At 42.0% G+C, this 25,377-nt stretch carries 23 protein-coding genes; 13 read left to right on the forward strand and 10 right to left on the reverse strand.

The window, feature by feature from the left end:
* Positions 1 to 21: 21 nt before the first annotated feature.
* The 4 genes from HU823_RS05960 to HU823_RS05975 all read left to right on the forward strand — a co-directional run bounded on the left by HU823_RS05960 (position 22) and on the right by HU823_RS05975 (position 3,147).
* Positions 22 to 666: a PspA/IM30 family protein gene (locus tag HU823_RS05960; RefSeq protein WP_231607316.1), complete on the forward strand. Its 645-nt coding sequence runs from the start codon at positions 22 to 24 to the stop codon at positions 664 to 666.
* Positions 667 to 753: 87 nt separating this feature from the next.
* The gene (gene liaF, locus HU823_RS05965) at positions 754 to 1,485 is read left to right on the forward strand and encodes a cell wall-active antibiotics response protein LiaF (protein ID WP_144696688.1); all 732 of its coding nucleotides are present in this window, start codon (positions 754 to 756) and stop codon (positions 1,483 to 1,485) included.
* A complete protein-coding gene (locus tag HU823_RS05970) occupies positions 1,482 to 2,543 on the forward strand; it encodes a sensor histidine kinase (RefSeq protein ID WP_144696690.1) in 1,062 nt (353 codons plus the stop codon). The genes liaF and HU823_RS05970 overlap by 4 nt, the downstream gene beginning before the upstream one ends.
* Complete coding sequence (locus HU823_RS05975) at positions 2,518 to 3,147, forward strand: response regulator (protein ID WP_144696692.1); 630 nt, start codon at positions 2,518 to 2,520, stop codon at positions 3,145 to 3,147. Before HU823_RS05970 ends, HU823_RS05975 begins: the two co-directional genes overlap by 26 nt.
* A gap of 4 nt (positions 3,148 to 3,151) precedes the next feature.
* Here HU823_RS05975 and ade read toward each other — a convergent pair whose 3' ends face one another.
* From ade to HU823_RS06000, 5 genes are all read right to left on the reverse strand, one after another.
* Positions 3,152 to 4,888 carry an adenine deaminase gene (ade, locus tag HU823_RS05980; RefSeq protein ID WP_197221444.1) on the reverse strand — a complete coding sequence of 579 codons (1,737 nt, stop codon included), beginning with the start codon at positions 4,886 to 4,888 and terminating at the stop codon, positions 3,152 to 3,154.
* A gap of 101 nt (positions 4,889 to 4,989) precedes the next feature.
* Positions 4,990 to 5,184, reverse strand: coding sequence for a YwbE family protein (locus tag HU823_RS05985; RefSeq protein ID WP_144696695.1), 195 nt, complete (start codon positions 5,182 to 5,184; stop codon positions 4,990 to 4,992).
* Entirely contained in the window at positions 5,184 to 5,360 is a 177-nt protein-coding gene (locus HU823_RS05990) for a hypothetical protein (protein ID WP_171005587.1), read from the reverse strand. The genes HU823_RS05985 and HU823_RS05990 overlap by 1 nt, the downstream gene beginning before the upstream one ends.
* An 11-nt stretch (positions 5,361 to 5,371) precedes the next feature.
* Complete coding sequence (locus tag HU823_RS05995) at positions 5,372 to 5,866, reverse strand: hypothetical protein (RefSeq protein WP_066399317.1); 495 nt, start codon at positions 5,864 to 5,866, stop codon at positions 5,372 to 5,374.
* 508 nt (positions 5,867 to 6,374) lie between these two features.
* Positions 6,375 to 7,769, reverse strand: coding sequence for a dipeptidase (locus tag HU823_RS06000; protein ID WP_197221445.1), 1,395 nt, complete (start codon positions 7,767 to 7,769; stop codon positions 6,375 to 6,377).
* Positions 7,770 to 7,992: 223 nt separating this feature from the next.
* Here HU823_RS06000 and proC point away from each other — a divergent pair, with 223 nt between their 5' ends.
* The 3 genes from proC (at position 7,993) to HU823_RS06015 (ending at position 11,179) form a co-directional block, all read left to right on the forward strand.
* On the forward strand, positions 7,993 to 8,802 hold the full coding sequence (gene proC / locus HU823_RS06005; RefSeq protein ID WP_197221446.1) for a pyrroline-5-carboxylate reductase: 810 nt from the start codon (positions 7,993 to 7,995) through the stop codon (positions 8,800 to 8,802).
* A complete protein-coding gene (locus HU823_RS06010; protein ID WP_197221447.1) occupies positions 8,803 to 9,918 on the forward strand; it encodes a DEAD/DEAH box helicase in 1,116 nt (371 codons plus the stop codon).
* Positions 9,919 to 10,087: 169 nt separating this feature from the next.
* Positions 10,088 to 11,179, forward strand: a complete 1,092-nt coding sequence (locus HU823_RS06015; RefSeq protein ID WP_197221448.1) for a fatty acid desaturase family protein — start codon at positions 10,088 to 10,090, stop codon at positions 11,177 to 11,179.
* A 167-nt stretch (positions 11,180 to 11,346) separates the two neighbouring features.
* Here HU823_RS06015 and HU823_RS06020 read toward each other — a convergent pair whose 3' ends face one another.
* Positions 11,347 to 12,330 carry a nuclease-related domain-containing protein gene (locus HU823_RS06020; protein WP_197221449.1) on the reverse strand — a complete coding sequence of 328 codons (984 nt, stop codon included), beginning with the start codon at positions 12,328 to 12,330 and terminating at the stop codon, positions 11,347 to 11,349.
* Positions 12,331 to 12,454: 124 nt separating this feature from the next.
* Between HU823_RS06020 and HU823_RS06025 the strand changes: the two genes are divergently transcribed.
* Complete coding sequence (locus HU823_RS06025; RefSeq protein WP_197221450.1) at positions 12,455 to 12,769, forward strand: hypothetical protein; 315 nt, start codon at positions 12,455 to 12,457, stop codon at positions 12,767 to 12,769.
* A gap of 41 nt (positions 12,770 to 12,810) precedes the next feature.
* Here the strand turns inward: HU823_RS06025 and HU823_RS06030 are convergent, their stop codons facing one another.
* The 3 genes from HU823_RS06030 to HU823_RS06040 all read right to left on the reverse strand — a co-directional run bounded on the left by HU823_RS06030 (position 12,811) and on the right by HU823_RS06040 (position 17,217).
* Positions 12,811 to 14,475 carry a glycoside hydrolase family 13 protein gene (locus HU823_RS06030; RefSeq protein ID WP_197221451.1) on the reverse strand — a complete coding sequence of 555 codons (1,665 nt, stop codon included), beginning with the start codon at positions 14,473 to 14,475 and terminating at the stop codon, positions 12,811 to 12,813.
* 285 nt (positions 14,476 to 14,760) lie between these two features.
* Positions 14,761 to 15,552 (reverse strand): endonuclease/exonuclease/phosphatase family protein, encoded by a 792-nt coding sequence (locus HU823_RS06035; RefSeq protein WP_197221452.1) that lies wholly within the window; start codon positions 15,550 to 15,552, stop codon positions 14,761 to 14,763.
* A gap of 3 nt (positions 15,553 to 15,555) precedes the next feature.
* Positions 15,556 to 17,217 carry a PTS transporter subunit IIBC gene (locus HU823_RS06040; RefSeq protein WP_231607317.1) on the reverse strand — a complete coding sequence of 554 codons (1,662 nt, stop codon included), beginning with the start codon at positions 17,215 to 17,217 and terminating at the stop codon, positions 15,556 to 15,558.
* A 324-nt stretch (positions 17,218 to 17,541) separates the two neighbouring features.
* Here HU823_RS06040 and HU823_RS06045 point away from each other — a divergent pair, with 324 nt between their 5' ends.
* Positions 17,542 to 17,913, forward strand: coding sequence for a VOC family protein (locus tag HU823_RS06045; protein ID WP_144696714.1), 372 nt, complete (start codon positions 17,542 to 17,544; stop codon positions 17,911 to 17,913).
* Between the two features lie 93 nt (positions 17,914 to 18,006).
* Here the strand turns inward: HU823_RS06045 and HU823_RS06050 are convergent, their stop codons facing one another.
* Positions 18,007 to 18,972 carry an aldo/keto reductase gene (locus HU823_RS06050; protein ID WP_144696716.1) on the reverse strand — a complete coding sequence of 322 codons (966 nt, stop codon included), beginning with the start codon at positions 18,970 to 18,972 and terminating at the stop codon, positions 18,007 to 18,009.
* A 251-nt stretch (positions 18,973 to 19,223) separates the two neighbouring features.
* On the opposite strand from HU823_RS06050, the gene HU823_RS06055 reads away from it, so the two are divergent.
* From HU823_RS06055 to HU823_RS06070, 4 genes are all read left to right on the forward strand, one after another.
* Positions 19,224 to 21,596 carry a M14 family zinc carboxypeptidase gene (locus HU823_RS06055; protein WP_197221453.1) on the forward strand — a complete coding sequence of 791 codons (2,373 nt, stop codon included), beginning with the start codon at positions 19,224 to 19,226 and terminating at the stop codon, positions 21,594 to 21,596.
* A 417-nt stretch (positions 21,597 to 22,013) separates the two neighbouring features.
* Complete coding sequence (locus tag HU823_RS06060; protein WP_066399283.1) at positions 22,014 to 22,511, forward strand: PTS sugar transporter subunit IIA; 498 nt, start codon at positions 22,014 to 22,016, stop codon at positions 22,509 to 22,511.
* 55 nt (positions 22,512 to 22,566) lie between these two features.
* Positions 22,567 to 23,523: an aminoimidazole riboside kinase gene (locus tag HU823_RS06065; protein WP_144696720.1), complete on the forward strand. Its 957-nt coding sequence runs from the start codon at positions 22,567 to 22,569 to the stop codon at positions 23,521 to 23,523.
* 339 nt (positions 23,524 to 23,862) lie between these two features.
* Positions 23,863 to 25,245 carry a glycine--tRNA ligase gene (locus HU823_RS06070; protein ID WP_197221454.1) on the forward strand — a complete coding sequence of 461 codons (1,383 nt, stop codon included), beginning with the start codon at positions 23,863 to 23,865 and terminating at the stop codon, positions 25,243 to 25,245.
* Positions 25,246 to 25,377: the final 132 nt, after the last annotated feature.

Genomic DNA, 25,377 nt, shown 5'->3' on the forward strand with positions numbered 1-25,377 from the left:
CGTTAAAAGGAGCGAATCATTATGAATTTATTTGAACGCATCAAAAACTCAATCTCAGCAGATGTACATGAGCTTTTAGATCAAAAAGAGGATAAGAATCCGTTATCTCTTCTGAACCAATATTTAAGGCAGTGTGAGTTAGAGGTGAACAAAGCTCATAAGTTAGTAGAACGTCAACAGCTATTAAAAGATCAGTTCGTACGTGAGATGGAAGAAGCCGAGGCAAGAGCAGCTAAGCGTGCGCATCAGGCAGAAATTGCTCAACAAGCGAATGAACAAGAGCTGTATCAATTCGCAGCTCAAGAAAAAGAACAGCATGCATTACGTGCAGCGAACTTAAAGGAGTCGACACTTCAAGCAGAAAAGGATCTTGTAGAGCTTGAACAAAAATATGAGCAGATGAAACATAAGCTAAAAGATATGCAGATCAAACGTATGGAATTGATGGGACGTGAAAATGTAGCACGTGCTCACCAGAAGATGGACCGTGTAATCGATCCGTCTCAATCCATGAAAAAATCGGCTTTCCGTTTTGATGAGCTTGAACATTATATGGATCGTCTTGAACAGAAAGTAAACGCTGATTATCAAGCAAGTTCAATGGACGCGAAGCTAGCTAAACTTGAAAAAGATTGGAAAAAGGAAGAATCATCTACTACCGTTTAAGGCAGTATGTGATACGATAAAATAAGAGACAAGGCGCAAATTGCTGCGCCTTTTACCTCGTTTATGACAGAAAGTGAGTGAGTGCAGATGCTGAATCGGAAAAGAAGTGATTTCATAAGTTGGGGGCTTTTATTAGCGGTGGTCTTGGTGTTACTAGAAGCGACCTTAAACGGAGGAGGAATCTTATTTTCTCTTTTATTTAGTGCTGCACTCTTGTTTTTTGGACGAAAACGAATGCCGAAGCGCTCCGGCAAGATCATGTTCTGGCTCGGTGTTTTTATCGCAGTCATGAACGTTTTAAGCATGTTCACTTTTAAGCTTTTATTAGTAGCATTCGTTATCTATGTGATTTATGAATTTTATCAATCTAAACAAAATCCAGTTTTCGTGACGCCTCAGTTCGAACAGGTTCCAACTATGTCACAAGATGATGTATACAAAAAAGAAACACTGTTAAAAAACATCTTTCTAGGCACTCAACAAACACCAGAGCATGTGTATGAATGGAACGATATTAACATCCAATGTGGTCCTGGTGATACGATCATTGATTTGAACCAGACCATTTTACCTGATGGGGAATCCGTTATTCTGATCCGTGGTACGATCGGAAATATCACGATCTATGTTCCTTATGAGATGGAGGCAGCAGTCAGCCATTCTATGATCATGGGGAATTCAAGAATTTTTGACCGAAGTGAATCTAAGCTGTTCAATCAGACGCTTTTTTACCGAACGAAAGGGTATGGAGAGGCTGAGAAAAGAATAAAAATTGTTACAAGTATGTTTGCCGGCAGTCTGGAGGTGAAACGGGTATGAGTACTGTTTTACGTCATATGTTCTCCGGTATCGTAGCTGCATTTGCTGTAGCAATTCTATTAGGTTCGATCGTATACACTACATTTCCGATCGATAACTGGGATTTTTTATTACAGAAGAACTTACTTGATATCCCTTTAGCTTTCGTCTTGCCTTTTTTAGTGTTTATCATGGGAGCTTTCTTTGGCTTAAATTCAGGCATCACCTCTCGTAAACAACTAAACTCCATCAATCGTACACTGAAGTCTATTGAAGACGGCAGGCAAGTAGACATGAAAGAAGTCAGGAGTCTTGAATTACGAACGATTAAGAAGCGAATGGAAGGTATTCAAAAGCAATTAGGGGAAAAGATTCGTCAGTCTCAGAAGATGGCTACTGAAAAAGCGGTTGATCAAGAGAAACGAATCCAAGAGATTATTTCCCAAGAAAGAAATCGTTTGGCGAGGGAACTACACGACTCTGTTTCGCAGCAGCTTTTTGCAGCAAGCATGATCATGTCGGCTGTAAATGAAACGCGAAGAGAAGAAGACTCACGTGAAACTAAACAGTTAAAGCTTGTAGAAGAAACGATTCATCAAACACAGCTTGAGATGAGGGCACTGCTTCTGCACCTACGTCCTGCAGCATTAAACGGGAAATCATTGCAGAAAGGGATGGAAGAGCTTCTACAGGAGCTTCTGCAAAAAGTACCGATCGAACTAAAATGGAAGATTGAAACGATTCCTCTTGCAAAAGGAGTAGAAGATCACCTGTTTCGTATTCTTCAAGAGTCGGTGTCGAACATTTTAAGGCATGCACAGGCAAATAAAGCGCAGATCTTGCTCGTCCAAAGAGATGATCTGATTATCCTCCGCATTGAAGATGATGGTGTAGGCTTTAAGATGGATCAAGAAAAAACTGGTTCCTATGGACTTCAAAACATGCATGAACGGGCAGCAGAAATTGGCGGTACACTTAAGATTGTGAGTTTGCCAGGCGAAGGAACGCGGCTTGAAGTAAAAGTACCTATTTTGAAAGCGGGAGATGAGGGTAATGATCAAAGTATTATTAGTGGATGATCATGAGATGGTGCGTATTGGGGTATCGGCTTACCTTTCTGCGCAGCCTGATATAGAAGTAACGGATGAAGCGGAGAACGGAAAAGTTGCCATAGAGAAGGCACTAGCATTAAGACCGGACGTAATTTTAATGGATCTTGTTATGGATGAGATGGATGGAATCGAAGCAACACGCGAGATAACAACGGCATGGCCAGAAGCGAAGATCATCGTTGTTACAAGTTTTCTTGATGATGAAAAAGTATATCCGGCACTAGAGGCGGGTGCGTCTAGTTATATGTTAAAAACGTCAAAAGCGAGTGATATCGCTCAAGCTGTTCGCGATACGTATCATGGTAAATCTGTTCTTGAACCCGAAGTAACCGGGAAGATGATGAGCAAGATGCGTAAAAAACAAACGCGCGAGCCACATGAAGAGCTGACTGCGCGCGAGATGGAGATTCTTCTGTTGATGACGAAAGGAAAGACCAATCAAGAAATTGCAGATGATCTGTTCATCGCTTTAAAAACAGTCAAAGTACATGTGAGTAACATATTGAGCAAGCTGGATGTACAAGATCGTACGCAAGCTGTTATCTATGCCTTCAACCATTCACTCGTGTAACGCTTTATTCTGCCTGCACAGGGATATGCTGAAAGATTTTGAAATCAAAGAGACCAAGATCTGTCAGCTTGATTTCCGGAATTACAGGAAGTGTTAAGAAGGATAGGGTCAGGAACGGATCAAAATCTCCGCTGAATCCAATCTCCTTTAACTTTTCTTTTAGATGAATGATTTGGTCGTTGACTTCTATAAATGGTCGATCTGACATCAACCCGGAGATGGGAAGCGGGACAGATGCGAGCACTGCTCCGTTTTTCACGATCACATAGCCGCCTTGCATCTTGCTGATAGCTTCTATCGCGACTTGCATATCCTCATCATTCGTACCTGCAACGACTAAATTGTGTGAATCATGCGCAACAGTTGAAGCAATCGCTCCGTTTTGGATAAGAAGGCCTTTTACCACTCCTAGACCAATGTTTTCAGTCTTGTTGTGGCGTTCGATCACAGCCATTTTTATTAAATCGTTCGTGATAGATGGTATGAATTCTCCGTTTTCTGCTGTTGCCGCAAAAACTTTCTTCTTGGTAACAATCTGATTCGGGATGATTTCGATCACATGCATGGGCTTACCATCGGTTATAGGAATAGAAAGCTTTTCGGAATCTATCATTGTCATGTTTACGGACTTTGTTAAAGCGGCTGGAGGCTGTGCGCTTCTAGATTCTGATCCTTTGTACTTCCCGTTCTGAGCAACCAATTTTCCTCCAACAAAAACATCGGATATTACAATGGAATCCAAATTCTCAAGCAAAAGAAAGTCTGCTTTGTAACCTGGAGCGACAGCGCCTTTTTCTTTTAAACCGTAACATTCTGCTGCGTTCAAGGTTGCGAGCTGGATTGCTTGCAGAGCATCCATGCCTTCTTGAATAGCGACCCTCACGTTATGATCTACGCTTCCTTCCGCTACTAAATCATCCAGGTGCTTATCATCTGTACAGAATAAAAAGCGACGAGCGTTTTTCGGTGTTACAGCTGTTATGAGCGCTCTTAAATTTTTGGCTACAGATCCTTCACGTATTAACACGAACATCCCTCGAGAGATTCGATCTAGTGCATCTTCCTTCGTCGAACATTCGTGGTCTGTCGTAATCAGTGAGGAGCGATAGACGTTGATGCCATTAGCGTCTAATCCTGCTGCATGGCCATCGATCATTTTGTTTTGATCAGCTGTAGAAACGATTTTTTGAAGCATATCCTCATCCCCTCTAAAAACAGCAGGAAAATCCATGACTTCCGCTAAACCGAGGACACGTGGATGAGTTAAAAAGGGTTCTAAATCAGATGCTTTTAAAACAGCACCTGCGTTCTCAAAAGGAGTTGCAGGAACTGATGAAGGAAGCATCACTCTGACGTCCAGAGGAAGCCCTTCAGAGTGATTCAGCATAAAGGAGATACCTTCAACTCCTGAAACGTTACCGATCTCATGAGGATCCGTTATAACAGTTGTAACACCATGTGCGAGCAGCACTTTGCTGAACTCTGCCGGCGTTACCATAGATGACTCGATGTGCACATGACCGTCGATGAAAGCAGGGGATATAAATTTACCCGCTGCATCAATCGTTTCATTTCCTTCGTACTCACCAATACCGGCAATATACCCATCAACGATCGCAACATCTCCTTCCATGACTTCAAGATTAAACACATCAATGATTTTCCCGTTTTTTATTACAACATCTGCTGGCATTCTTTTTGTACTAACATCAATTCGTTTTTTTAGAGAATCTATGTTCATGAAGTGATCTCCTTTTAAAAAAATCTATCAACTAGTATACGGATATCCAATGTATTCCATGTACAGAAAAAACGGTCCCGAGGTGGTGACCGTTTTCGTGGTTATGCATTCAGAATGTCAATGACTCGTCCAACTTGACCGTCTTCAAGGCGTACCTTGATGCCGTGTGGATGAGTAGGTGAGTTCGTTAAGATATCTTTTACGATACCTTTTGTTTTCTTGCCAGAACGCTGATCTGCTTTTAAGATTACGTTCACGGAAAGACCAGGGGTGATATTTGCTCGCTTACGATGCATTAAACACCTGTTCTCCGCGCTTGGTTGTTTGCTTTTTTTGTTTGTTGGTTTTTTAACTGGTTGGCCACTTTAACAGGACCCTTGCTGAATGATCCGCCTGATTGCTGTGCTTTCTTCTCAGCTAAACGTTGCTTTGCGATTTCTTGAAAGCTTAACTTCTTTTTCTCCTCAGCCATCTTAGTCACCTCTATTTTTTCTTTTTAAAATCTGCTTCTTTTAAATAACCTTCTGCTTCTGCATATGTTTCAAATGCAGCTTCTAGTGCATCATCTTCATCAAAGATGAACCACATGCCATCTTCTCCTACGAGGCGAATCTCCTCATGGCTGTGGCTGTACCAGTGTTCTTCTTTACGTTCTTCGTCATCAGAACGATCTTTCTTCGGCTGCTGCCAGCCGTGTTTCTTTGATAAGAACTCCATGGAGTCTTGGATTAAAGCAATCAGTTCTTCTGCTTCGTAGTCTCGGATGTTCACATAGCCTTTGTCGTTCTTTACGCTTTGTGGCAGGTGTCCGCCATACACGAAGCCGTTTCCGTTCGGGTGAAGGTGGTACACGACGATTTTTTTGTCTTGTACACTTTCTTCAAAATGGAAGTTCAAGCGGCCAAGGGATACCTCGTGCATGTCGAGCTCTGGGAAGTTTTCTTCGATTAAAGCAATTTTATCTTCAAATGAAAGCATGTTTATACTCTCCGTTTCTTTGTTGTGATTGGTTGATTATATCACATTGAGGGGTGAAAACGAAAAGGTCTCAGGGGAAACTGTTAGGGGAAAAATGGTTATATGGATAAACAGGTTGTTTTGTAAGTAGTTGATCTCCGTTTCGGGTGCTTCGCTTTCCGCGGGGCAGGCGGTGAGCCCCTTGCCACTTTGCGCCCTAAGGGTCTCACCTGTCTAGTTGCAATGGCTAGCCCCTCGAGGTCAAAAGTTTAACGGTCAAGAAGGCAAAGTGCGCCTTCATAGCCCATTTAACTTTTGCTGGTCGGGGCTAAACGAGCCATTTCCACTCTTCGGACTGCCCGCTTGTCCCGCAGGAGTCTCGCTCCCTACACTCCAATCAACTAGCAAAGGTGTCTAACAATCAAAAAACAAATTCAAGAGATGAGCCCTTGTTTCAGTCACACGTATAAAATAATAAAACTGACAAGAAAAGTTTACCTAAGTAACTTTCCTGTCAGCTTTATCTGTTTTATCTTGTTGTTGTTTCTTTTTGGATGGATTTTTCGAGTTCGAACCAGTAGTCTGCTAGTGTTTCCATGCCTTTGTCGAAGTTTTCGAGATGGAAGTGCTCGTTTGGTGCATGGAAGTTCTCTGTTGAGAGTCCGAAGCCCATTAATACGACTGGGATATTTAGCATTTGATCGAACGTTGCTACGATTGGAATCGATCCGCCGCCACGTGTGAACGCTGTTGGTACACCGTACACTTTTTCATAAGAACGTGCCGCCGCTTGGATGGCTGGGTGATCGAACGGCGTTACGTATGGAGCTCCTTTATCAAACAGAGTAACCTTCACATCAATGCCTGCAGGCTTATGCTTTTCAATGTGCGCTTTTACTTTTTCGATGATTTCATCCGGCTCTTGGTTTGGCACGAGTCGGCAGCTGATCTTTGCGTGTGCTTTTGCAGGGATTACAGTCTTGATTCCTTCACCTTGGAACCCTCCCCAAATACCGTTTAACTCTAAAGTAGGGCGTGCCCACGTACGTTCGATGTGAGAGTAACCTTCTTCGCCTGTGAGCTCTGTAACGCCAAGCTGATTCTTAAGAGCTTCTTCTGTTAGAGGAAGTGCGCGGAACGCTTCTCTTTCTTCTTCCGTTAATTCTTGTACATTATCATAAAAGCCATCTACTAGAATACGGCCGTTCTCATCGCGGAATGATTGAAGAAGCTCTGTAATCGCGTGTAATGGATTTTGGACGGCTCCACCATAAAGACCGGAATGCAGGTCACTGTTTGGTCCTGTAACATCTACTTGCATCGCACACATGCCGCGAAGGCCGTAACAGATTGCTGGTTTTCCGCGGTCTAGCATACCCGTATCAGAAATAACGATAACATCTGCCGCTAGTAAATCTTTATTTTCCTCGATAAACTTCGGAAGGCTTGGACTCCCGATCTCTTCTTCACCTTCGATACAGAACTTGAAGTTAAGAGGCAGTGTACCTTCTGATTGCAGTATGGCTTGTAGAACTTTTACGTGCATGAACGTTTGACCTTTGTCATCTGAAGCTCCGCGCGCGTAAAGTTTGTTATCACGAATGGTAGCTTCATAAGGTGGAGATTCCCATAGCTCGATCGGATCAACAGGCTGAACATCGTAATGGCCATACACGAGTACAGTCGGCTTACCTTCTGCTTTTAACCAGTCTCCATAAACAACAGGATGTCCGTCTGTTTCATAGATTTTCACGTTGTCCATTCCTGCATTCGTAAGGCTATCTGCGATCCACTCTGCTCCTTTTCGAACGTCTTCTTTGTGTTCAGGAAGTGCACTGACACTTGGAACAGCAAGCCAGTCGGTTAACTCTTTTAAATGTGTGTCGCGATTTTCTTTTAAGTAATTTACGATTTTATCTGTCATATCAAAATCCTCCTTATGTACGTTATGCTCTAATCCTAGTTTAATGGAGTTCAGCTCGGAAATGAAATATTCTTTTTTATAAGCCATTCTTTGAGTGTTAACCTCTCCATCCATTTCACACGCCATATGTATTTGTGGTTTACTAAAGGTAAAGCTATCGGTATGAGTATTCTGTATAATTGAACAATTCCCTTTATAAAAGATAGAAAGAAGTGCATAGAGTATGGAAAAAAAAATAGGTTTTATCGGGTTTGGAAAGATGGCGCAGGCGATGGCAGGAGGTATGATCAGTTCCGGTTTAATCAGCCCTGATCAGATCATTGCGAGTATGCGAACGGAGAAGACTCGTCTTTATGTCGAGAAGCAATTTGGTATCCACACATTCTCGTCAAACAGTGATGTTGCAAAAGCGGCTGACGTGCTGTTTCTTGCTGTAGCGCCATATTCCTATCTTGAAGTAATTGAAGAGGTAAAGGAATTCGTAAAATCTGATGCGATCATCGTAACGATTGCAGCGGGGATTACAACAGAAGATGTTGAGCTGGCGTTCGGCAAACAAGTGAAAGTGGTACGGACGATGCCGAACACACCATCACTTGTCGGGGCAGGTATGACGGCTGTTTCGGTTAATGATGAGATTACGGATGATGATCTACAAACGGTTGAGAAGTTGTTAGGCAGCTTCGGAAAAGTAGAGGTGATCAAAGAATCTCAGATGGATGCGATTCCTGCGATCAGCGGCTCTTCACCGGCTTACGTGTACATGATGATTGAAGCGATGTCAGACGGAGGCGTCGTTCAAGGCTTGTCACGCGATCAATCCTATCGTTTAGCGGCACAAGCAGTTTTAGGAGCAGCCCAAATGGTGCTTGAAACAGGAAAACATCCAGGTGAGTTAAAAGATCAAGTAACGTCTCCGGGTGGAGCAACGATTGCAGCTGTCGCAACGCTAGAGCAAGAACGCTTTCGTGGTGCAGTATTAGCCGCAATGGAAAGCTGCACAGAAAAAGTAAAGAAATTGGGGAAAAAATAGATGGGCTTTAAGGAATTAGGTATTCATGATGAATTGATAGATATTTTGCTGCAAAACGGAATCGGTGAACCAACGCCTATTCAAAAGGAAACGATTCCTGTCATCTTAGAAGGTAAGGATGTCGTGGGACAAGCTCAAACCGGTACGGGAAAGACACTTGCTTTCGTGCTTCCTCTTCTGCAAAAAGTTGATGCTGAACGTGATGCGGTTCAAGGGTTGATCGTTGCACCGACGCGTGAGCTTGCCATTCAGATCACAGCTGAAGTACGCAAACTTACTGAAGCTCTCGGTGAGATCAACGTGCTCGCTGTCTACGGTGGGCAGGACGTGATCGCGCAGATGCACAAGTTAGAGGGCAAGGTACATGTTGTTGTCGCAACACCTGGAAGACTGCTCGATCATATTCGACGAGAGACGATCGACTTATCTCATGTTTCAACGTTCGTACTAGATGAAGCGGATCAGATGCTTCACATCGGATTTTTAGATGACATTGAAGACATCATGTATGAGGTGCCTGAGGATCGTCAAACGTTACTTTTTTCAGCGACGATGCCTGATGAAGTGAAAAAGCTAGCTGAAACGTATACAAACGATCCTCAAGATATTCATGTGAAAACAAAACAGATAACGTTAAAGGAAATTCGTCAGCGAATCGTGGAAACAACAGATCGAGGGAAGCAGAATGACCTTGTTCAAACGATCAGACTGCTGCGTCCTTATCTAGCGATCATTTTTTGCCGAACGAAAAGAAGAGCAAGCAAGTTGAACGAAGCTCTGCAGAATATGGGTTACAATTCTGATGAACTGCACGGTGATCTTTCTCAAGCGAAAAGAGAAGATGTGATGAGGCGGTTTCGTGAAGGAGAGATTCAGTTTTTAGTAGCTACGGATGTAGCAGCACGTGGTCTGGATGTTGACGGTGTAACACATGTTTTTAATTACGACATCGCGCTCGATGCTGAAAGCTACATTCATCGAATCGGTAGAACTGGGCGTGCTGGCGGAAAAGGACTTGCAGTTACGTTCGTTGCGCAAAAAGACCGTCGTTTGCTGCAGATCATCGAACGAGAGACGAATCAAAAGTTGAATGTGTTAAAACTTGAATATATGTAAGATTATTTTATGAAAAAGTGGGCTATCCTTCAGGATGGCTCCTTTTTTTGTGGGTACATAATACCAACTATTATTACCAGGTAACAAAAATAGTTGCTTCATAAAACAAACCTTGTTACGATTGTATTGTACGAGAATTCGAAAGAGTCAGATTAGAGGAGTTGAGCAAATGAAAGATTTACAATCGTTTGGCTGGTATGCAGCAAAGATCGCTCCAAAGCTGCCGAAAGAAGCCTTTAAGCCAGTACCTTCAAGATTATGGGGTGGGCTTGTCTACTTATTGATCGCAATCGCCGGTATTTTAGTTATCGGGTTATTGAATAATCTTCACCCTTGGTTAGGGATTGGAATCGCCGTTATATTAGGAACATGTTTCGCGGGTATGGGCTTCTTAGGCCATGAGATCCTGCACGGCACAGTGATTCGAAAGCCGTGGCTTCGTGACTTTTTAGGAGCAGTAGCTTTCTGGCCGTTAAGTGTTGGACCGAAGCTCTGGCGTAAGTGGCACAATACGACGCATCACGTTCATACACAGCATGATGGGAAAGACCCGGATGCGTGGCCAACACTAGAGAACTTGTCTCACAAACCATTGCTTCAAAAAGTGTACAAGCTTCCGATGTGGATGCGTTCGATCGTAAGCTTTGCTTTCTTGTCTGTTTCGTTTACGCTGCACGGACTTTTCATGTTCAAACGATTTATTACGGAGTTCAAACCGAGTAAAAGACCTTCTGTTTGGATTCAGCTGTTATTGCCGTGGGCAATGTGGCTAGGATTGTTAGCGTGGCTTGGACCGGTTAAATGGTTCTTTGCGGTATTGCTGCCGTTGTTGATCGCAAACGCGATCGTAATGAGCTATATCTCAACCAACCACCGCTTGAACCCAATGACAGACGTGAACGATCCGTTAGCGAACAGCTTAACGGTTACTGTTCCAAAATGGATCGATGTGATTCATTTTAACTTCTCTTACCATACGGAGCATCATCTGTTCCCTGGGATGAGTCCAAAATATTACCCGCTCGTGAAAAAGCACATTAAAGAGATGTGGCCAGAGCGCTATCACGAGATGCCGCACTGGAAAGCACTAGTTGCACTATGGAAAACACCGCACGTGTACTTTAATCAGACTCAGTTTGTTGATCCAGCACCGGGGAATTTGTACCCTTCGCTTGGGCATGGGATGAATGAAACTGAAACTGTGGAAGAGCAGAAGCGGGAACGAAAGCCAGTGAACCGCACATCGAAAAGCATCCATTAATTTGGGTGTTTTTTTGTTTGGGTGCGGTGAATCCGCTGTGAAGGTGCAAGTGGACAGTATTTTTCCAGAAGTGGACAGTAAAATCAGGAAAGTGGACAGTATTTCTCAAAAAGTGGACAGTAAATTGCTTAAACTGGACAGTATTTACCCAAAAGTGGACAGTAAATCTAATTTCCATCACCCATCAATGTCCGCAGGTCGTACTTTCTATCTTTAAATGTGCCGGTATAGGGTAAGTTCATGGAAACGAGCAGCTTAGAAGCGATCGAGGTTGAGTTAACTAATAGGAAATCCCTTGCTTGTTGATTATTAATAATAGGCTGATACAGTAAACAATAATCACGTAACGCTTTTATGTGCGCTTTTTTACAAGTGTGACCACATTTTGAGCATCTCCAAGTTCCATGCCCTTTTTTCATCCCGAAACCCAAACACCCCTCACACTGCACCCCCTTAATAATCATCTCTTTACTAATCTTATACCTTTCCATTACATTTACATCCCGTGGGGTGTGTTCCTTGATCAACCGCCTTGTAATCTTGTTCATTACATCTCCAGCAACAACCACATGCTGTTTATATTTCCGTTGAAGCTGCCGGATACGGTCTAGCAGCTGAACACTATGAATCACTTTTTTCGATATACGGCTCGACACATCGTTCGTTTTCAAGACAGATTGGGAATGAGTCATAACAACGAGGGTCTCGATCGGAACTGAGGGGAATTTATTTTTACTCAGCCAATTTTCAAGCTGGTATTTTTGGCGTTCAACTTGTGCGATAGGATCTTGGAAGGGTTCTTCAATACCGTTTTTGGTACGTAGAAGTTGATTGAAGGTATTATCGAAGAAAAGGTTTCCGGAGATGTTTTTCACTTCAATAATAAGAATGTACATAGGATTAAGAATGAGCGTGTCGACTTGAAAAAAAGTAGATTCATGGGGAATTCGGAGGTCGTGCAGCACGTGGCATTCTTTCTTGTTCGGAAGCATATTCAAAAAATAGTTGATAGAGTCTTCACCGCGAAAACCGGCCGTCATCTTACCGATTTCTAATTCAAGACTCTGTTTAACAAGATCGTCCTCTAAACGGTTCATCAAGAGTTGAAGTTTATTCATATAAATGGGCTTCAACCTTATCTTTTTTATCATAGCATCACTCCTCACGTTAAAATTCTCCTTTCATCGCGAAAAGTCCTTTTAAAAAAGCTATAGGATTGATTAAAGGATTGGTAGAATAGAGGGAGAGTGATTTGCTAATGAAGGAGAAGAAATGATGAAAAAAGAATTAAACTGTGATAGCTGTTTGATGCCGATCAAAGAGAGGGAAGAGCTGCGTACGGTATGGGCCTTTTTTAAGTTGAGACCGTATCATAGATCGTGTTATGAAAATTCTCTAAAAGGGGCGGGTCTTGTAGGTAATCAGCCGATCAATGGATTTTCGGGAAATTTTACAGCGCTTGTTGCGTTTATTTTAGCATGGTTACCTCTATTCACGAATATATCGCCCGTTTTAACGATTGTGGGTACGTTGATTGTACTTTTGCGACTGTATTCCTTTATTCGGTTTGAAAAAAGACTGTCACATTAAAAAAACGTGCTCTCCCTAATCGGATAGCACGCTTTTGTTTGTTAAGCTTTCACGCGATATACGCGCGCTTCATACGGTTGTAACGCTACGCTTGTTACATCCTCATGAGCTGCAACTTCTTTATTTGCTAATAACAGATCATTCGCGTTCAGCTTCAATTCTGTTTCGAACTTCGCTTCTGTCTTAGAAAGGTTCGTGATCACAACGATCTTTTCTTCTCCAAGTGTACGTGTGTACGCATAGATCTGCACATCTTCTTCAAGGATCAGATCATATACACCGTACGTGAAGACTTCGTTACTTTTCTTTAACGCGATCATTTTCTTGTAAAAGCTTAAGATCGAATGCTCGTCTTGTTCTTGCTTTTCTACGTTGATCTCTGTGAAATTCGGATTTACTTTCATCCAAGGAGTGCCCGTTGTGAATCCAGCGTTTTCATCGCTGTTCCATTGCATCGGAGTACGGCTGTTGTCACGAGAAGATGCCCAGATCACAGACATGATATCTTCGTGTGAAACGCCTTCTTCGCGCTTGATGCGGTAACGGTTTTTGTCAGCTACATCATCATAGTCTTCGATCGAGTCAAACTGTACGTTCGTCATTCCAATCTCTTGACCTTGGTAGATGAACGGTGTTCCTTGCATCAAGAAATACATCGCGCCGAAGCTCGTTGCACTTTCATACCAAAACTCACCATCATTGCCCCAAGTAGAAACAACGCGAGGCTTGTCATGATTTTCAATAAATAGTGCGTTCCAGCCTTCTTTTTCAAGACCTTTCTGCCAGCGAGTTAATACTTTTTTCAGTTCAACGATATCGACTTCCGGATTGGTTTCTGCATCCCAAAGGCCAAGGTGTTCAAATTGGAAGATCATGTCCATCTTTCCGTTTTCTTTTCCTACCCAAAGGTCTGCTTCGTCAATTTTAACGCCGTTTGCTTCACCAACCGTCATAACATCATAATTAGCATACGTGCGGTCTTTGAACTCTTGTAAAAACGTATGAATGCCTTTTTGGTTCATATGCATGTCGAAGGAAGACACGTACTTTTCGTTCTTCGGGTTCGGCATGTCAGGGAAGCCATCACGCTTTTTAATATGGCTGATCGCATCAATACGGAAACCATCAATGCCTTTATCCAACCACCAGTTTACTGTGTCATAAAGAGCTTCTCGCACTTCAGGATTTTCCCAGTTCAAGTCAGGCTGTTTGGTTGAGAAAACATGGAGGTAATATTGATCTGTCTTTTCGTCATATTGCCATGCAGATCCGGAGAAAATGCTTTCCCAGTTGTTCGGCTCTTTGCCATCTTTACCGTCTCTCCAAATGTACCAATCGCGCTTTGGATTTTCTTTAGAAGAACGAGACTCAATAAACCATTGGTGCTCGTCACTCGTATGGTTTAAAACAAGGTCGATGATCAGCTTCATATCGCGCTTATGAACTTCTTCCATAAGGAGATCAAAGTCTTCCATCGTTCCAAAGTCGTCCATGATATCTTGATAATCGGAAATGTCATACCCGTTATCATCATTTGGCGACTTGTACATCGGACAGATCCAGATAACGTCGATGCCAAGGTCTTTAATATAATCTAAGCGTTGAATGATCCCTTTTAGATCGCCGATTCCATCTCCATTAGAATCTTGGAAGCTGCGAGGGTAAATTTGATAGCCAACGGCTTCTTTCCACCAAACTTTTTCCATAATGTTACCTCCATGTTTTTCTCTTTAACAACACGCCAGGGGATACCGCAAAACGGCTCCCCATGGTTTGTTTGATTTCTTTATTGTCTTTATAAAATAAGGCTGCTTCGGTTTATTGTTTACTTCACTGAAAAAGTTGATTGAAGTGCAAGGTGCGAGACTCCTGGGGGATCAGCGGGACAGGTGAGACACCTAACAGTGCAAAGCGCTAGGTGGCTCACCGCACGCCCCCCGGAAAGCGAGCATCCTGGAACGAAAATCAACAACATTCAAGAGCAACATAGCCTATAACTTAACCGTCACAGCAACACCTGCATGATCGGAGACCACCGGTGTTTCTTTTCCGTTAAAACGCACCGATGATTGAAGAACATCAACAGGCTTGCTGCTTAAGATATAATCGATCCTGCGGCCAGCTTCGTTATCATCCCAGCCTGCAATTGATCCGATGATCGTAAGGCCGTCATCTTTTTCTGAAGCCAGTTCGTACGTATCGTAAAGGCCTTTTTCTTTTACATAATCATAGCCTTCACCACAAACGTTCGCATCGTTGTTTAAGTCACCCATGATAAAAGAAAGACCTTCTTCAGGAATGTACTGCATTAAACGATCGAACTGTCCTTTAAACGGTTCGACGTCATCTTCCCACCAGCCAAAGTGACCGGAGAAGAATTGAATGTCTTGTCCTTCATAAGATATCGATGCTTTTACGATTTTGCGTGTTTTCCAGTTGTGCATATCTTGTAGATCAGAAACAAAAAAGCTTTCATGAGACGTAATCGGATGGCGGCTGATGATCGCCAATCCTTCTTCGTACGTCACATAGCCATAGTGGGCCATGTCCCATACAAAGTCGTAATCTTCAACGCCAAGTTTCTTCAATAGCTCTAAAAGAACAAGGGCATAATTATCTTTTTTGATATTGTCTTTTACGAGAGGAGAGTCGATCGACTGCATGACCTCTTGAAGTGCGATAACATCATAACGCTCGCCCGCGATATCGCGAGCAAGCATCTCTAATTTTTCCATCTGGTTCTCTTCTTGCCAAGCATGAACGTTTAACGTTAATAGCTTCATGAATTACATCCCCAAACGATCTTGAATATCAGATTTTAATACGTCTGCTTTTGGTCCGTAAATCGCTTGAACACCTTTATCCTTGATGATCAGACCAAGTGCACCGTTCTCTTTCCATTCTTTTTCCGTACCAACACCTGTAGTGTCTTTAACGGTTACACGAAGGCGAGTCATACAAGCGTCAACATCCTCGATGTTGTCAGCTCCACCTAAAAGGTTAATGATTGCTGAAGCTTGAGAGTTGTCTGATCCTGTTGCTGCTTCGTTTTTAGCAGGTGCAGCATCATTTTCTGTTGTTTCGATATAGTTACCTGCACGACCTGGAGTAGGCAGGTTGAACTTTTTGATCAATACATAGAAGATCGAGAAGTTTAATCCAAAGAATACGATACAAGTTAGAGCAAAGTTAATTAAATCACGCGTTAATCCTGCTTTTACAAGCAATGGTGTACGAGTTAATAATTCGATAAAACCGAATGCGTGAACACGTACGTGGATAAGGTCTGCAACCGCGAACGCAAGCCCAGTAGTAATTGCGTACACAACGTAAAGCAGTGGTGCAGCAAACATGAACATGAATTCGATCGGTTCAGTAACACCTGTTAAGAATACAGCTAGTGCTGCAGATAAGAACATAGACTTGTACTTTTTACGCTTGTCTTTATCAACGTTCATGTACATCGCAAGTGCGATCGCTACAAGAGATGCCGTTGAAAGAACAACCTGTCCCATTTTAAAACGAGCTGGTACTACATCATTTAAAAGTGCTTGATACGCTTTTGTATCTCCAGCAGCTAAGAAGTTGTTAAGATCGTTGATCCAAGCCAACCATAGTGGATCTTGTCCAGCTACAGAAGAACCTGCTCCTGAACCAGTCATGATTTGATACGTTCCGCCGAGCTCCGTATAGTTGATCGGTACCGTTAACATGTGGTGAAGACCAAATGGTAACAATAGTCGCTCTAGTGTACCGAACACGAATGGCGCGATAACTGGAGCCGTGTTACGAGATGTTGCGATCCATTTTCCAAAGTCATTAAGTAGAGACTGGATAAACGGCCAAATTAATGCTAGTAGTAAAGCTGTAACCACTGACCATAAAATAACAGCGAATGGTACAAAACGTTTTCCGTTAAAGAAAGCTAATGCATTTGGAAGCTTGTTGTAGTTGTAGTACTTGTTAAATAGAACAGCACCTAGGAAACCGGAAATGATACCGACGAATACGCCCATGTTTAGTGCTGGAGCGCCAAGGATTGAAGTGAAATAATCACCAACAACGAGCTCGCTGCCAAAAAGTGATTTTACTTTCGCGCCTTCTTCAAGCATCATAGCGCTGTTAACGCCGAAGATTGCTCCTGTGATACGGTTGATCAAGATGAACGCGATCACGGCTGCGAATGCACCACCAGCACGTTCCTTCGCCCAAGATCCCCCGATAGCTACCGCAAATAAGATATGCAGATTTGTAATGATCGCCCATCCGATGTCTTCCATAACACGAGCAATCGTTTGCACTAATGTCATGTCACCACCGAACATAGCAATAACTTTACCTAGTGATATCATCAAACCGGCAGCCGGCATAACCGCTACTACTACAAGAAGCGCTTTACCTAGCTTTTGCCAGAAATCAAATGAAATGAGTTTTCCACGTTGTTTCAAAACGATTTCCTCCTTAAAGTATATATCTTTCGTTGTCTTTTTGAAATCGCATTCAGTAGATTGCGAAAAAAAGTTGAATCGCTTACATATTTGTATATGCATGTTGGTGCAATCGTTTGCATTAGTGATTGTAAAATAAAACGGTTTCATTTACAAGTAATATTTCTTAAAAAGTGAGGAAAAAAGTTTTTCCAGATGCTTTGTAATGTTTTTCGTAAGATAGCATGGAATAATTCGATCTTTATAAAATTTAGTTGAATAGCAGGTTAATCCGAAAATTGGAAGAAAGAGGTATATAGAAAAAACGAGCAAGGAGAGAAGGATATGAGTAAATCATTTATTGAACAAGTTCATTATATTAGAATTCCTGTAAAAGATTTAGAACCATCAGCACATTGGTATAGAGATATATTAGGGCTCCAGTTGTTAAATATTACAGAGGAGCTGGCAATTATAAAAGTAAATGAAGGACCATTCTTACTCATCCTAGTTCCTACCGAAGATGAAACTTTTGCACATTTTACAGTCAACAACGAACAAGAATTCAGCATTGGTTTTACGAGTCCTGAATTAGCTGAATTTCATGAACACTTGATTGATAATCAGGTTAAGGTGGACGATATCAAAGAAGATAATGGTCATGCATTCTTTCACTTTTATGATCCGAGTGGTAATAAGTTGCAAGCGCACTGGTAAAATTTCAATAGAATGACCGTATTGCAATTTGTTTAAGGCGCTTAGTCAGAATAAACACTACTGTTGTTCCATATAAACAAAGTTGACTCGTTATTACGAGCCAACTTTGTTTAAGCATCTCAAATTCTTTTTTACCGTGTCTACCTTTCGCATACCGATCATCGTGGACAAGATACCCGGTGTATTTAAAACCATAGACATCAACTCATCTACATTCTTGTGTTGATGATTAGTAAGTCTTCCACAATCTAAAGGGGCACTTGTTGTGACGTGAACGCCTAACTCTTCTGCAGCTTGAAGTAGTGTTCTCCATTTATCACCAACTTGCTGGTTCAGATCTGTTGCCGCTAAATGATTAGATTGGTTGAACGGGGTTTGAATAAAACGAAAATGGTGAGAGTGACCTGCAACAGAGTGGGCAACATCCATCATCTTCTCTAAAGATATGTAACCAAGTGTCTCTGGAGACTCTGTAAAAGCGGACCAGACAGCTAGACCGTAATATCGGACCAAGCCCTGTTCGACCTGCTGTTCATAAAGGAAAAAAAGGTTCTTTAGCTTATGGTAAAAGGCCTCTTCACCTAAAACTTTTAAAGAGATTTCTGGGTTATGAATGTAATGGACGTCTATGTAATCGACTTGCATGTGTTTTAAACTTTGCTGGATAGCGAACTCATAAAAAGAAGGTTCTAAAACGTGTTTGTGATGGTCGATGATCTGTAAATCTGAACGCTGAATGACTCCTTTATCCACTAATATCTCTTGCAGGTAATTTTCAGGACGAAGTTGAGCGTCAATATCACCTGGTATGATGCCGGCTTTCGTAGACAAAAATAGGTCTTCTCTTTCGATTTGCTTTTCCATTTGCACAAGTTTCGATAAAACACTTCCAACATCTCGCTCAGAGCGCATACCTCGATAATTGAGTGCTGTATCAATAAAGTTGATGCCGTTTAACAGCGCATATTCTATAGATTTTTGATAGAGAAGTGAATCTTCATCATTCATTTCCCCTAGATGTGTGCCGATGGCTATTCTTGAAACCTCACTAATTTCCATACGTTACAACCCCCTCACTAATATCCAAATTATAACATTATCTCTCGTTAATTTTTATTAAATCCTTCTTTATAAGAATAAAGAACCATGAATATTTACTCATTTCTATTTCTTTGTATTTTTTGTAGAGGTATCAACTATCATCTATTGAATATTAATTCTGGTGAAATTATCTTGAAAAAGATATTGAATAAATATTCATATGTTAGTATAATTATTTTGTTTTTGGAAACAGGAAGGGGAGAAATAACATGTTAAAAAAACATTGGGTAGCAGGTGTTATGAGTTTAAGTTTGCTGACATCGATGCCTTTTGCTGTAACAGCAGAGACGCCTCAAAAAAAGTGGACAAATGTTAATAGTTTTGAAGAGGCTGATGGAAGTCCGTTTAACTCTGAGCATTATGACTTTGTTAAGTATTCAAAGATTGGTTCGGTCTTAAAGAAGATTGATAGAGAAAGTAAACGAGTGACCCTCGAACAAACAGGCGTATCATCTAAAGGGTATCCGATGTATGTAGTCACAATTTCTAATAACGGCGATAAAGGTAAGTATGGACATTATAAGAAACTACGAAAGGAAATGTTCAGAAATCCTCAAAAAGCACAAGATTGGATCGCTGACAATCCTGATTTTAAAGTACCCGTGATGATCAATGGATCCATTCACGGAACAGAATACATAGGTTCTGATGCTGTTCTACAACTAATCGATCGTTTTGCTAATGATAATGACGCAGAAACAAAAGAGATTCTAGACAGCAATATACTTATCTTTAATGTGGTGGCGAATCCTGATGGTCGTGTTGACGGCACTCGTTTTAACGGAAACGGTATCGATCTAAACCGTGACTTTATAACTCTTTCGCAAGAAGAAACGAAACAAACAGTTGATCTTATCACAGAGTGGAACCCGATGGTCTTCTTAGATCTTCATGGCTATGTTAACAGTGATGATGGAAAGCCTGGATTGATCGAGCCATGTACACCGCCACATAACCCGAACTATGAATATGATCTGTTCTCTAAGTGGGCGTTAGATCAAGCAAAAGCGATGGAAGCTGAAATCGTTGGTAACAAAGCAAACTATGAAACAGATCTCTATAAAAATATGACGGGTACATATATTCCGCAGCGTGATGACAGCGCAGGCTGGGACGATTATCCGCCGATCTTTACACCGATGTACGCGATGTATCATGGGGCATACGGCTATACGCTTGAAGCACCAACTAATAACTGGGATGGTGTGAGATGGGCGAACGATGCTGTGATGGGAGCTTTAAAGTTTGCTGTGCAGAACAAACAAGGAATGCTTACCGATCAAATTGAGATCTTTGAGCGTGGAATCAATTTTGATCACCCTTACCATGAAGAAGGATTTTTCCCGAATGCCTATGTTTTACCTGTAAATGAAAAAGATCCGACGGTTACAGAAAAAGCAGTGAACCATCTTATTGAAAATGATATTTCTGTAGAAAATGCCGTTAAACCTTTTTCAGTAAAAGGACAAACCTACCCTGCTGGCACATACATCGTTTCTATGAGCCAAGCAAAGGCCGGCCTCGCAAACACGATGTTATGGGATGGCGAGGATATCACGAACGATACGCCCGCTATGTATGATATTTCAGCCTGGAGTCTACCAGAATTATGGGGCTTTGAAGCGATTGAAGTGGATGAAAAGGTGAATGCAAAAACAAAACCAGTGAAAGGAGCTGAATATGAAGGCTCCTTACAAGGAAAAGGGCCATACGTAATTTCCAACAGCTCTGTCCAAGCTGTAAAGCTAGTGAACGATCTTATGAAAAAAGGTGAGCGTGTATATAAAGACGATGCAGGAAATTTCTATATAGAAAACCTCTCCTCAAGAAATAAGAAGCTCGTTAAAGAGTCAGGAATTAAGCTGCAATCAGCAAAAATGCCAGCTCAAAAAGAAAAGCTTTCAACACTTAAAGTAGCTGTATTAAAAGATGGTGGCATGAATAAAGCACAAAGTCATGCAGGTACAAAACTCGCATTAGAACGACTCGGTTTCTCGGTAAAAGAAGTGACACCAAAAGAAGTTGCAGAGAAGGGTCTATCTCAATACGATGCGTTCCTATATGCAGGAACGGACGCATTGCTGCAATACGAGAATGTGAGAGAAGCGAATAAACCGTTCGTAATCGGCAGCAAGCAAGCTTATGACAATTTCAAAAACAATGTACAAACATTTATTAATAACGGTGGAAAATACATTTCAGTTGGCGCTGGTGGCGCTAAAGCCTCAAGTCAGCTCGGGTTAACAACGATAAAAGTTAATACTGGTGGCTCTAACAGCAACGGAATTGTAAAAGTAAACTATGAAAAAGATGAAGTAACAGCGGGCTATAAAAAGGATGATCTCGGATTTGTCTATCGACCAGTCTGGTTTACAGAGTTAGGAAACTCAAAATCTATCGCAACTTTAGGAGACGGTGACTTCTTTGTTGCGGGTCATTGGAAAAACAATCAACTAGCGGCTGGGCAATCAGTCATTGTAGAAGAAGCACAAAAAGATGTTACGTTGATTGGACTCGAAGCGGGATTCCGTGATCATACGGATTATCTGTTCCGTTTATTGTCCAACTCACTATATCAGTAATAGAGCCTTTCTCGTTGACAACCAGATAAGCACTGCATTACTTTTATAGGGAAAGTTTACCCTGTTTAATAGGACCTGAAGAGCATTAAACTTGTTTCTTGCTCTTTGGTCTTTCTTTATATCAGTAAGTATGTATTTGAAGGATTGTTTTTGGGTTATTTTTATGCCTCATTGACAAGTTGATTGTAGTGCAAGGTGCGAGACTCCTGCGGGACAGGCTGGCAGGTGAGACACTTAAGAGTGAAACGTACGAATGTGGCTCACCGCCTGCCCCGCGGAAAGCGAGCAACCTGGAACGGAAATCAACCACCTTCAAGTACAACACGAAAAATGCCCAAATAAAGCTGAAATGTTTTAAAGCGTTCAGACAGGTGTAAATTATAAAAGTAAAGCAAACTGAAAGGTGAGTGAAAAATTATGTTCAATAAACTATTTGGAAAAAAAGAAGTTAAAAAAGAAGAAACACTAATCGCTCCATTAACAGGAAAAATTGTAAACATTGAAGAGGTGCCAGATCCGACTTTCGCTCAGAAGATGATGGGCGATGGGATTGCGATAGAACCAACAGAAGGTGTTGTTGTCTCTCCAGTTGATGGAGAAATCGTTCAGTTCTTCCACACGAAGCATGCAATCGGTATCCAATCAGAAGCTGGTGCAGAAATTCTGATCCACGTTGGTCTTGAAACGGTTAGCATGAATGGTGAAGGTTTCGAGGGACATGTGAATGTAGGAGATAAAGTAAAAGCCGGAGATAAGCTTTTAAGCTTTGACCTGGAATTGATTAAAGAAAAAGCCGCTAGCACGGTAACGCCGATCGTAATCACAAACGGTGATGCGGTTGAATCTTTAGACAAGCGTGCTGCTTCTGAAGCAACAAAAGGTGAAACTTCATTATTGCAGGTTAAAATGAAATAAATCGGGAAATCAGGCTAACCATGCCTGATTTTTTTACAAAAAGGGGGCGGATACGATGAAAAAAGGCGTAATTTCTTTAGGAGAAGCACTTGTTGATTTTATTCCAACCGATGAAACGAACACGACTTATCAGAAAAGTCCTGGTGGTGCACCAGCCAACGTAGCAGTTGGAATTGCGCGATTAGGCTCAGCATCTACTTTTTTAGGAAAAGTTGGGGACGATGTTCTAGGATCGTTCATGATCGATACATTGAAGAGCTACGGCGTGAACGCGTTTCATGTGTACAAGACGGAAGAAGTGAGAACAGGAGCTGTCTTTGTAACGCTCGATCCGAACGGTGAAAGATCGTTCGACTTTTACATTAATCCGAGTGCAGACCGCTTCTTAGAAGAAAAAGATGTACAACCGAGTCTCTTTAAAGAGCATAAGATTCTTCATTTTGGTTCGATCTCGTTAATTGGCGAGCCCTCTAAAAGTGCTACTGAAAAAGCGGTAAGACTCGCAAAAGAAAACGGCATGTGGGTTTCGTACGATCCGAACTTGCGGTTGTCGCTCTGGAAGACTCCTGCACAGGCACGTGAGACGATTCTCTCGATGTTGCAGCACGCTGACATCGTCAAGATTTCAGAAGAAGAGCTCGAATTTATCACAGGTTTGAAAAAGGTAGAAGAGGGCATTAAAGTGCTGCAAGAATATGATATTCCTTTACTCTTCATCACGCTCGGTGATGACGGAAGCTATGTGGTGACGAAAGAGGGCGGCGAGTACATACCGGCAAAACGTGTATCTTCGGTAGATACGACCGGAGCAGGAGACGCTTATGTTGCGGGAGTTCTGCATCAACTAAATGAATACGATGGCTCACTCCAAGAACTGACTCTTGATGAAGCGAGCGACATGGCGTTGTTCGGAAGTGTTTCTGGAGCACTTGCCGTTTCTGTTAAAGGAGCAATGACCGCACTGCCCACTTTAGAGCAAATTGAGAACGAACTGGCACAAAATAAACAATAACTGCATATAATAGGAAAATATTTTGACTAATGTTTTTGTTTTTTGGTAATATTATTTTATTATAAAAGATGATATGCGGCTGTGAAGGATGAATAGTAGCTAAATGTACACTCTTTTTAGCGAGCTGGGGATGGTGAGAGCCCGGTAAGAGACATTAGTGAAACGGCAATCCGGAGTTGCTTTTTCTAAAAGAGGATTCGTTTTTACATACGGATCAACTAGGGTGGAACCGCGGGAGATACAACTCTCGTCCCTGGGCATAGCGCCTTGGGACGGGAGTTTTTTATTTTTTTGAAAACGGCCAACCCATAAGGCAAAACCTAAATGGGAGGAATAAAAATGACAAAAAACATGGAAACCATCACAAATCATGCGAAACACCGCGGTTTTGTATTTCCGGGATCTGAAATTTATGGAGGTCTTGCAAACACGTGGGATTATGGTCCACTTGGTGTTGAGCTGAAGAACAACGTAAAAAAAGCATGGTGGAAAAAATTCGTTCAAGAATCACCTTATAACGTAGGTCTTGATGCAGCGATCCTCATGAACCCTCGTACGTGGGAAGCATCTGGTCACATCGGTAACTTCAACGATCCGATGATGGACTGTAAGAACTGTAAAGCGCGTCACCGTGCTGATAAATTGATTGAAGATGCTGCTGATCAAGCTGGAAAAGAAATTATCGTAGACGGCCTTCCGTTTGAAAAGATGGAAGAGTTGGTGAAAGAATACAATATCGCTTGTCCGGAGTGTGGAAGCCATGACTTCACAAGCATCCGCCAGTTCAACCTAATGTTCAAAACACACCAAGGTGTAACGGAATCAAGTTCAAACGAGATCTACATGCGTCCAGAAACAGCTCAAGGAATCTTCGTTAACTTTAAGAATGTTCAACGTACGATGCGTAAAAAATTACCGTTCGGTATCGCGCAGATCGGTAAGAGTTTCCGTAACGAGATCACACCAGGTAACTTCACGTTCCGTACACGTGAGTTCGAACAGATGGAGCTTGAGTTCTTCTGTAAGCCAGGAAGTGAGATCGAGTGGTTCAACTATTGGAAAGACACAGCTGAAAACTGGCTAAAATCATTGGGTATGACTTCTGAAAACCTTCGTCTTCGCGACCATAACGAAGATGAGCTTTCTCACTACTCAAATGCAACAACTGACTTTGAATACAAGTTCCCGTTCGGCTGGGGCGAGCTTTGGGGTGTAGCATCTCGTACAGACTTCGATTTGAAGCGTCACATGGAATTCTCAGGTGAAGACTTCAACTATATCGATCAAGAAACAAACGAGCGTTATGTTCCTTATTGCATCGAGCCTTCTCTAGGTGCTGACCGCGTAACGTTGGCGTTCTTGATTGATGCGTATGAAGATGAGCAGCTTGAAGATGGTACTTCAAGAACAGTTATGCACTTGCACCCTGCACTAGCTCCTTATAAAGCAGCGATCTTGCCACTATCTAAGAAGCTATCTGAAGAAGCAACAGAAGTGTTCAGCTCACTTGCAAAAGACTTCAATGTGGACTATGACGAAACAGGATCAATCGGTAAACGTTACCGTCGTCAAGATGAAGTAGGAACACCTTTCTGTATCACGTATGACTTTGATTCCAAAGAAGACGGCATGGTAACTGTACGTGACCGTGACACGATGGAGCAAACGCGTGTGAAGATTGCAGATCTTAAGAGCTTTATTGAGGAAAAAGTTCAGTTCTAATTATTCAGAGTTGCTTTTGTGAGTAGTTGATTTCCGTTCCAGGTGCTTCGCTTTCCGTGGGGCAGACGGTGAGCCACATTCGTACGTTTCACGTATAAGTGTCTCACCTGACCGCCTGTCCCACAGGAGTCT

It is taken from the genome of Fictibacillus sp. 18YEL24, from assembly GCF_015903855.1.
GTDB lineage: Bacteria > Bacillota > Bacilli > Bacillales > Fictibacillaceae > Fictibacillus > Fictibacillus phosphorivorans_C.

Excerpts from the sequence above, each read along its gene's own strand:
- HU823_RS06025 (WP_197221450.1), top strand. The coding sequence starts at position 12,455 with ATGAAAAAAGAATTAAACTGTGATAGCTGTTTGATGCCGATCAAAGAG.
- HU823_RS06060 (WP_066399283.1), top strand. The coding sequence starts at position 22,014 with ATGTTCAATAAACTATTTGGAAAAAAAGAAGTTAAAAAAGAAGAAACA.
- HU823_RS06045 (WP_144696714.1), top strand. The coding sequence starts at position 17,542 with ATGAGTAAATCATTTATTGAACAAGTTCATTATATTAGAATTCCTGTA.
- HU823_RS06070 (WP_197221454.1), top strand. The coding sequence starts at position 23,863 with ATGACAAAAAACATGGAAACCATCACAAATCATGCGAAACACCGCGGT.
- HU823_RS06000 (WP_197221445.1), bottom strand. The coding sequence starts at position 7,769 with ATGACAGATAAAATCGTAAATTACTTAAAAGAAAATCGCGACACACAT.
- ade (WP_197221444.1), bottom strand. The coding sequence starts at position 4,888 with ATGAACATAGATTCTCTAAAAAAACGAATTGATGTTAGTACAAAAAGA.
- HU823_RS05960 (WP_231607316.1), top strand. The coding sequence starts at position 22 with ATGAATTTATTTGAACGCATCAAAAACTCAATCTCAGCAGATGTACAT.
- HU823_RS05985 (WP_144696695.1), bottom strand. The coding sequence starts at position 5,184 with ATGCATCGTAAGCGAGCAAATATCACCCCTGGTCTTTCCGTGAACGTA.
- HU823_RS06055 (WP_197221453.1), top strand. The coding sequence starts at position 19,224 with ATGTTAAAAAAACATTGGGTAGCAGGTGTTATGAGTTTAAGTTTGCTG.
- liaF (WP_144696688.1), top strand. The coding sequence starts at position 754 with ATGCTGAATCGGAAAAGAAGTGATTTCATAAGTTGGGGGCTTTTATTA.
- HU823_RS05995 (WP_066399317.1), bottom strand. The coding sequence starts at position 5,866 with ATGCTTTCATTTGAAGATAAAATTGCTTTAATCGAAGAAAACTTCCCA.
- HU823_RS05990 (WP_171005587.1), bottom strand. The coding sequence starts at position 5,360 with ATGGCTGAGGAGAAAAAGAAGTTAAGCTTTCAAGAAATCGCAAAGCAA.
- HU823_RS06050 (WP_144696716.1), bottom strand. The coding sequence starts at position 18,972 with ATGGAAATTAGTGAGGTTTCAAGAATAGCCATCGGCACACATCTAGGG.
- HU823_RS05970 (WP_144696690.1), top strand. The coding sequence starts at position 1,482 with ATGAGTACTGTTTTACGTCATATGTTCTCCGGTATCGTAGCTGCATTT.
- HU823_RS06065 (WP_144696720.1), top strand. The coding sequence starts at position 22,567 with ATGAAAAAAGGCGTAATTTCTTTAGGAGAAGCACTTGTTGATTTTATT.
- HU823_RS05975 (WP_144696692.1), top strand. The coding sequence starts at position 2,518 with ATGATCAAAGTATTATTAGTGGATGATCATGAGATGGTGCGTATTGGG.
- HU823_RS06010 (WP_197221447.1), top strand. The coding sequence starts at position 8,803 with ATGGGCTTTAAGGAATTAGGTATTCATGATGAATTGATAGATATTTTG.
- HU823_RS06035 (WP_197221452.1), bottom strand. The coding sequence starts at position 15,552 with ATGAAGCTATTAACGTTAAACGTTCATGCTTGGCAAGAAGAGAACCAG.
- HU823_RS06015 (WP_197221448.1), top strand. The coding sequence starts at position 10,088 with ATGAAAGATTTACAATCGTTTGGCTGGTATGCAGCAAAGATCGCTCCA.
- HU823_RS06030 (WP_197221451.1), bottom strand. The coding sequence starts at position 14,475 with ATGGAAAAAGTTTGGTGGAAAGAAGCCGTTGGCTATCAAATTTACCCT.
- proC (WP_197221446.1), top strand. The coding sequence starts at position 7,993 with ATGGAAAAAAAAATAGGTTTTATCGGGTTTGGAAAGATGGCGCAGGCG.
- HU823_RS06020 (WP_197221449.1), bottom strand. The coding sequence starts at position 12,330 with ATGATAAAAAAGATAAGGTTGAAGCCCATTTATATGAATAAACTTCAA.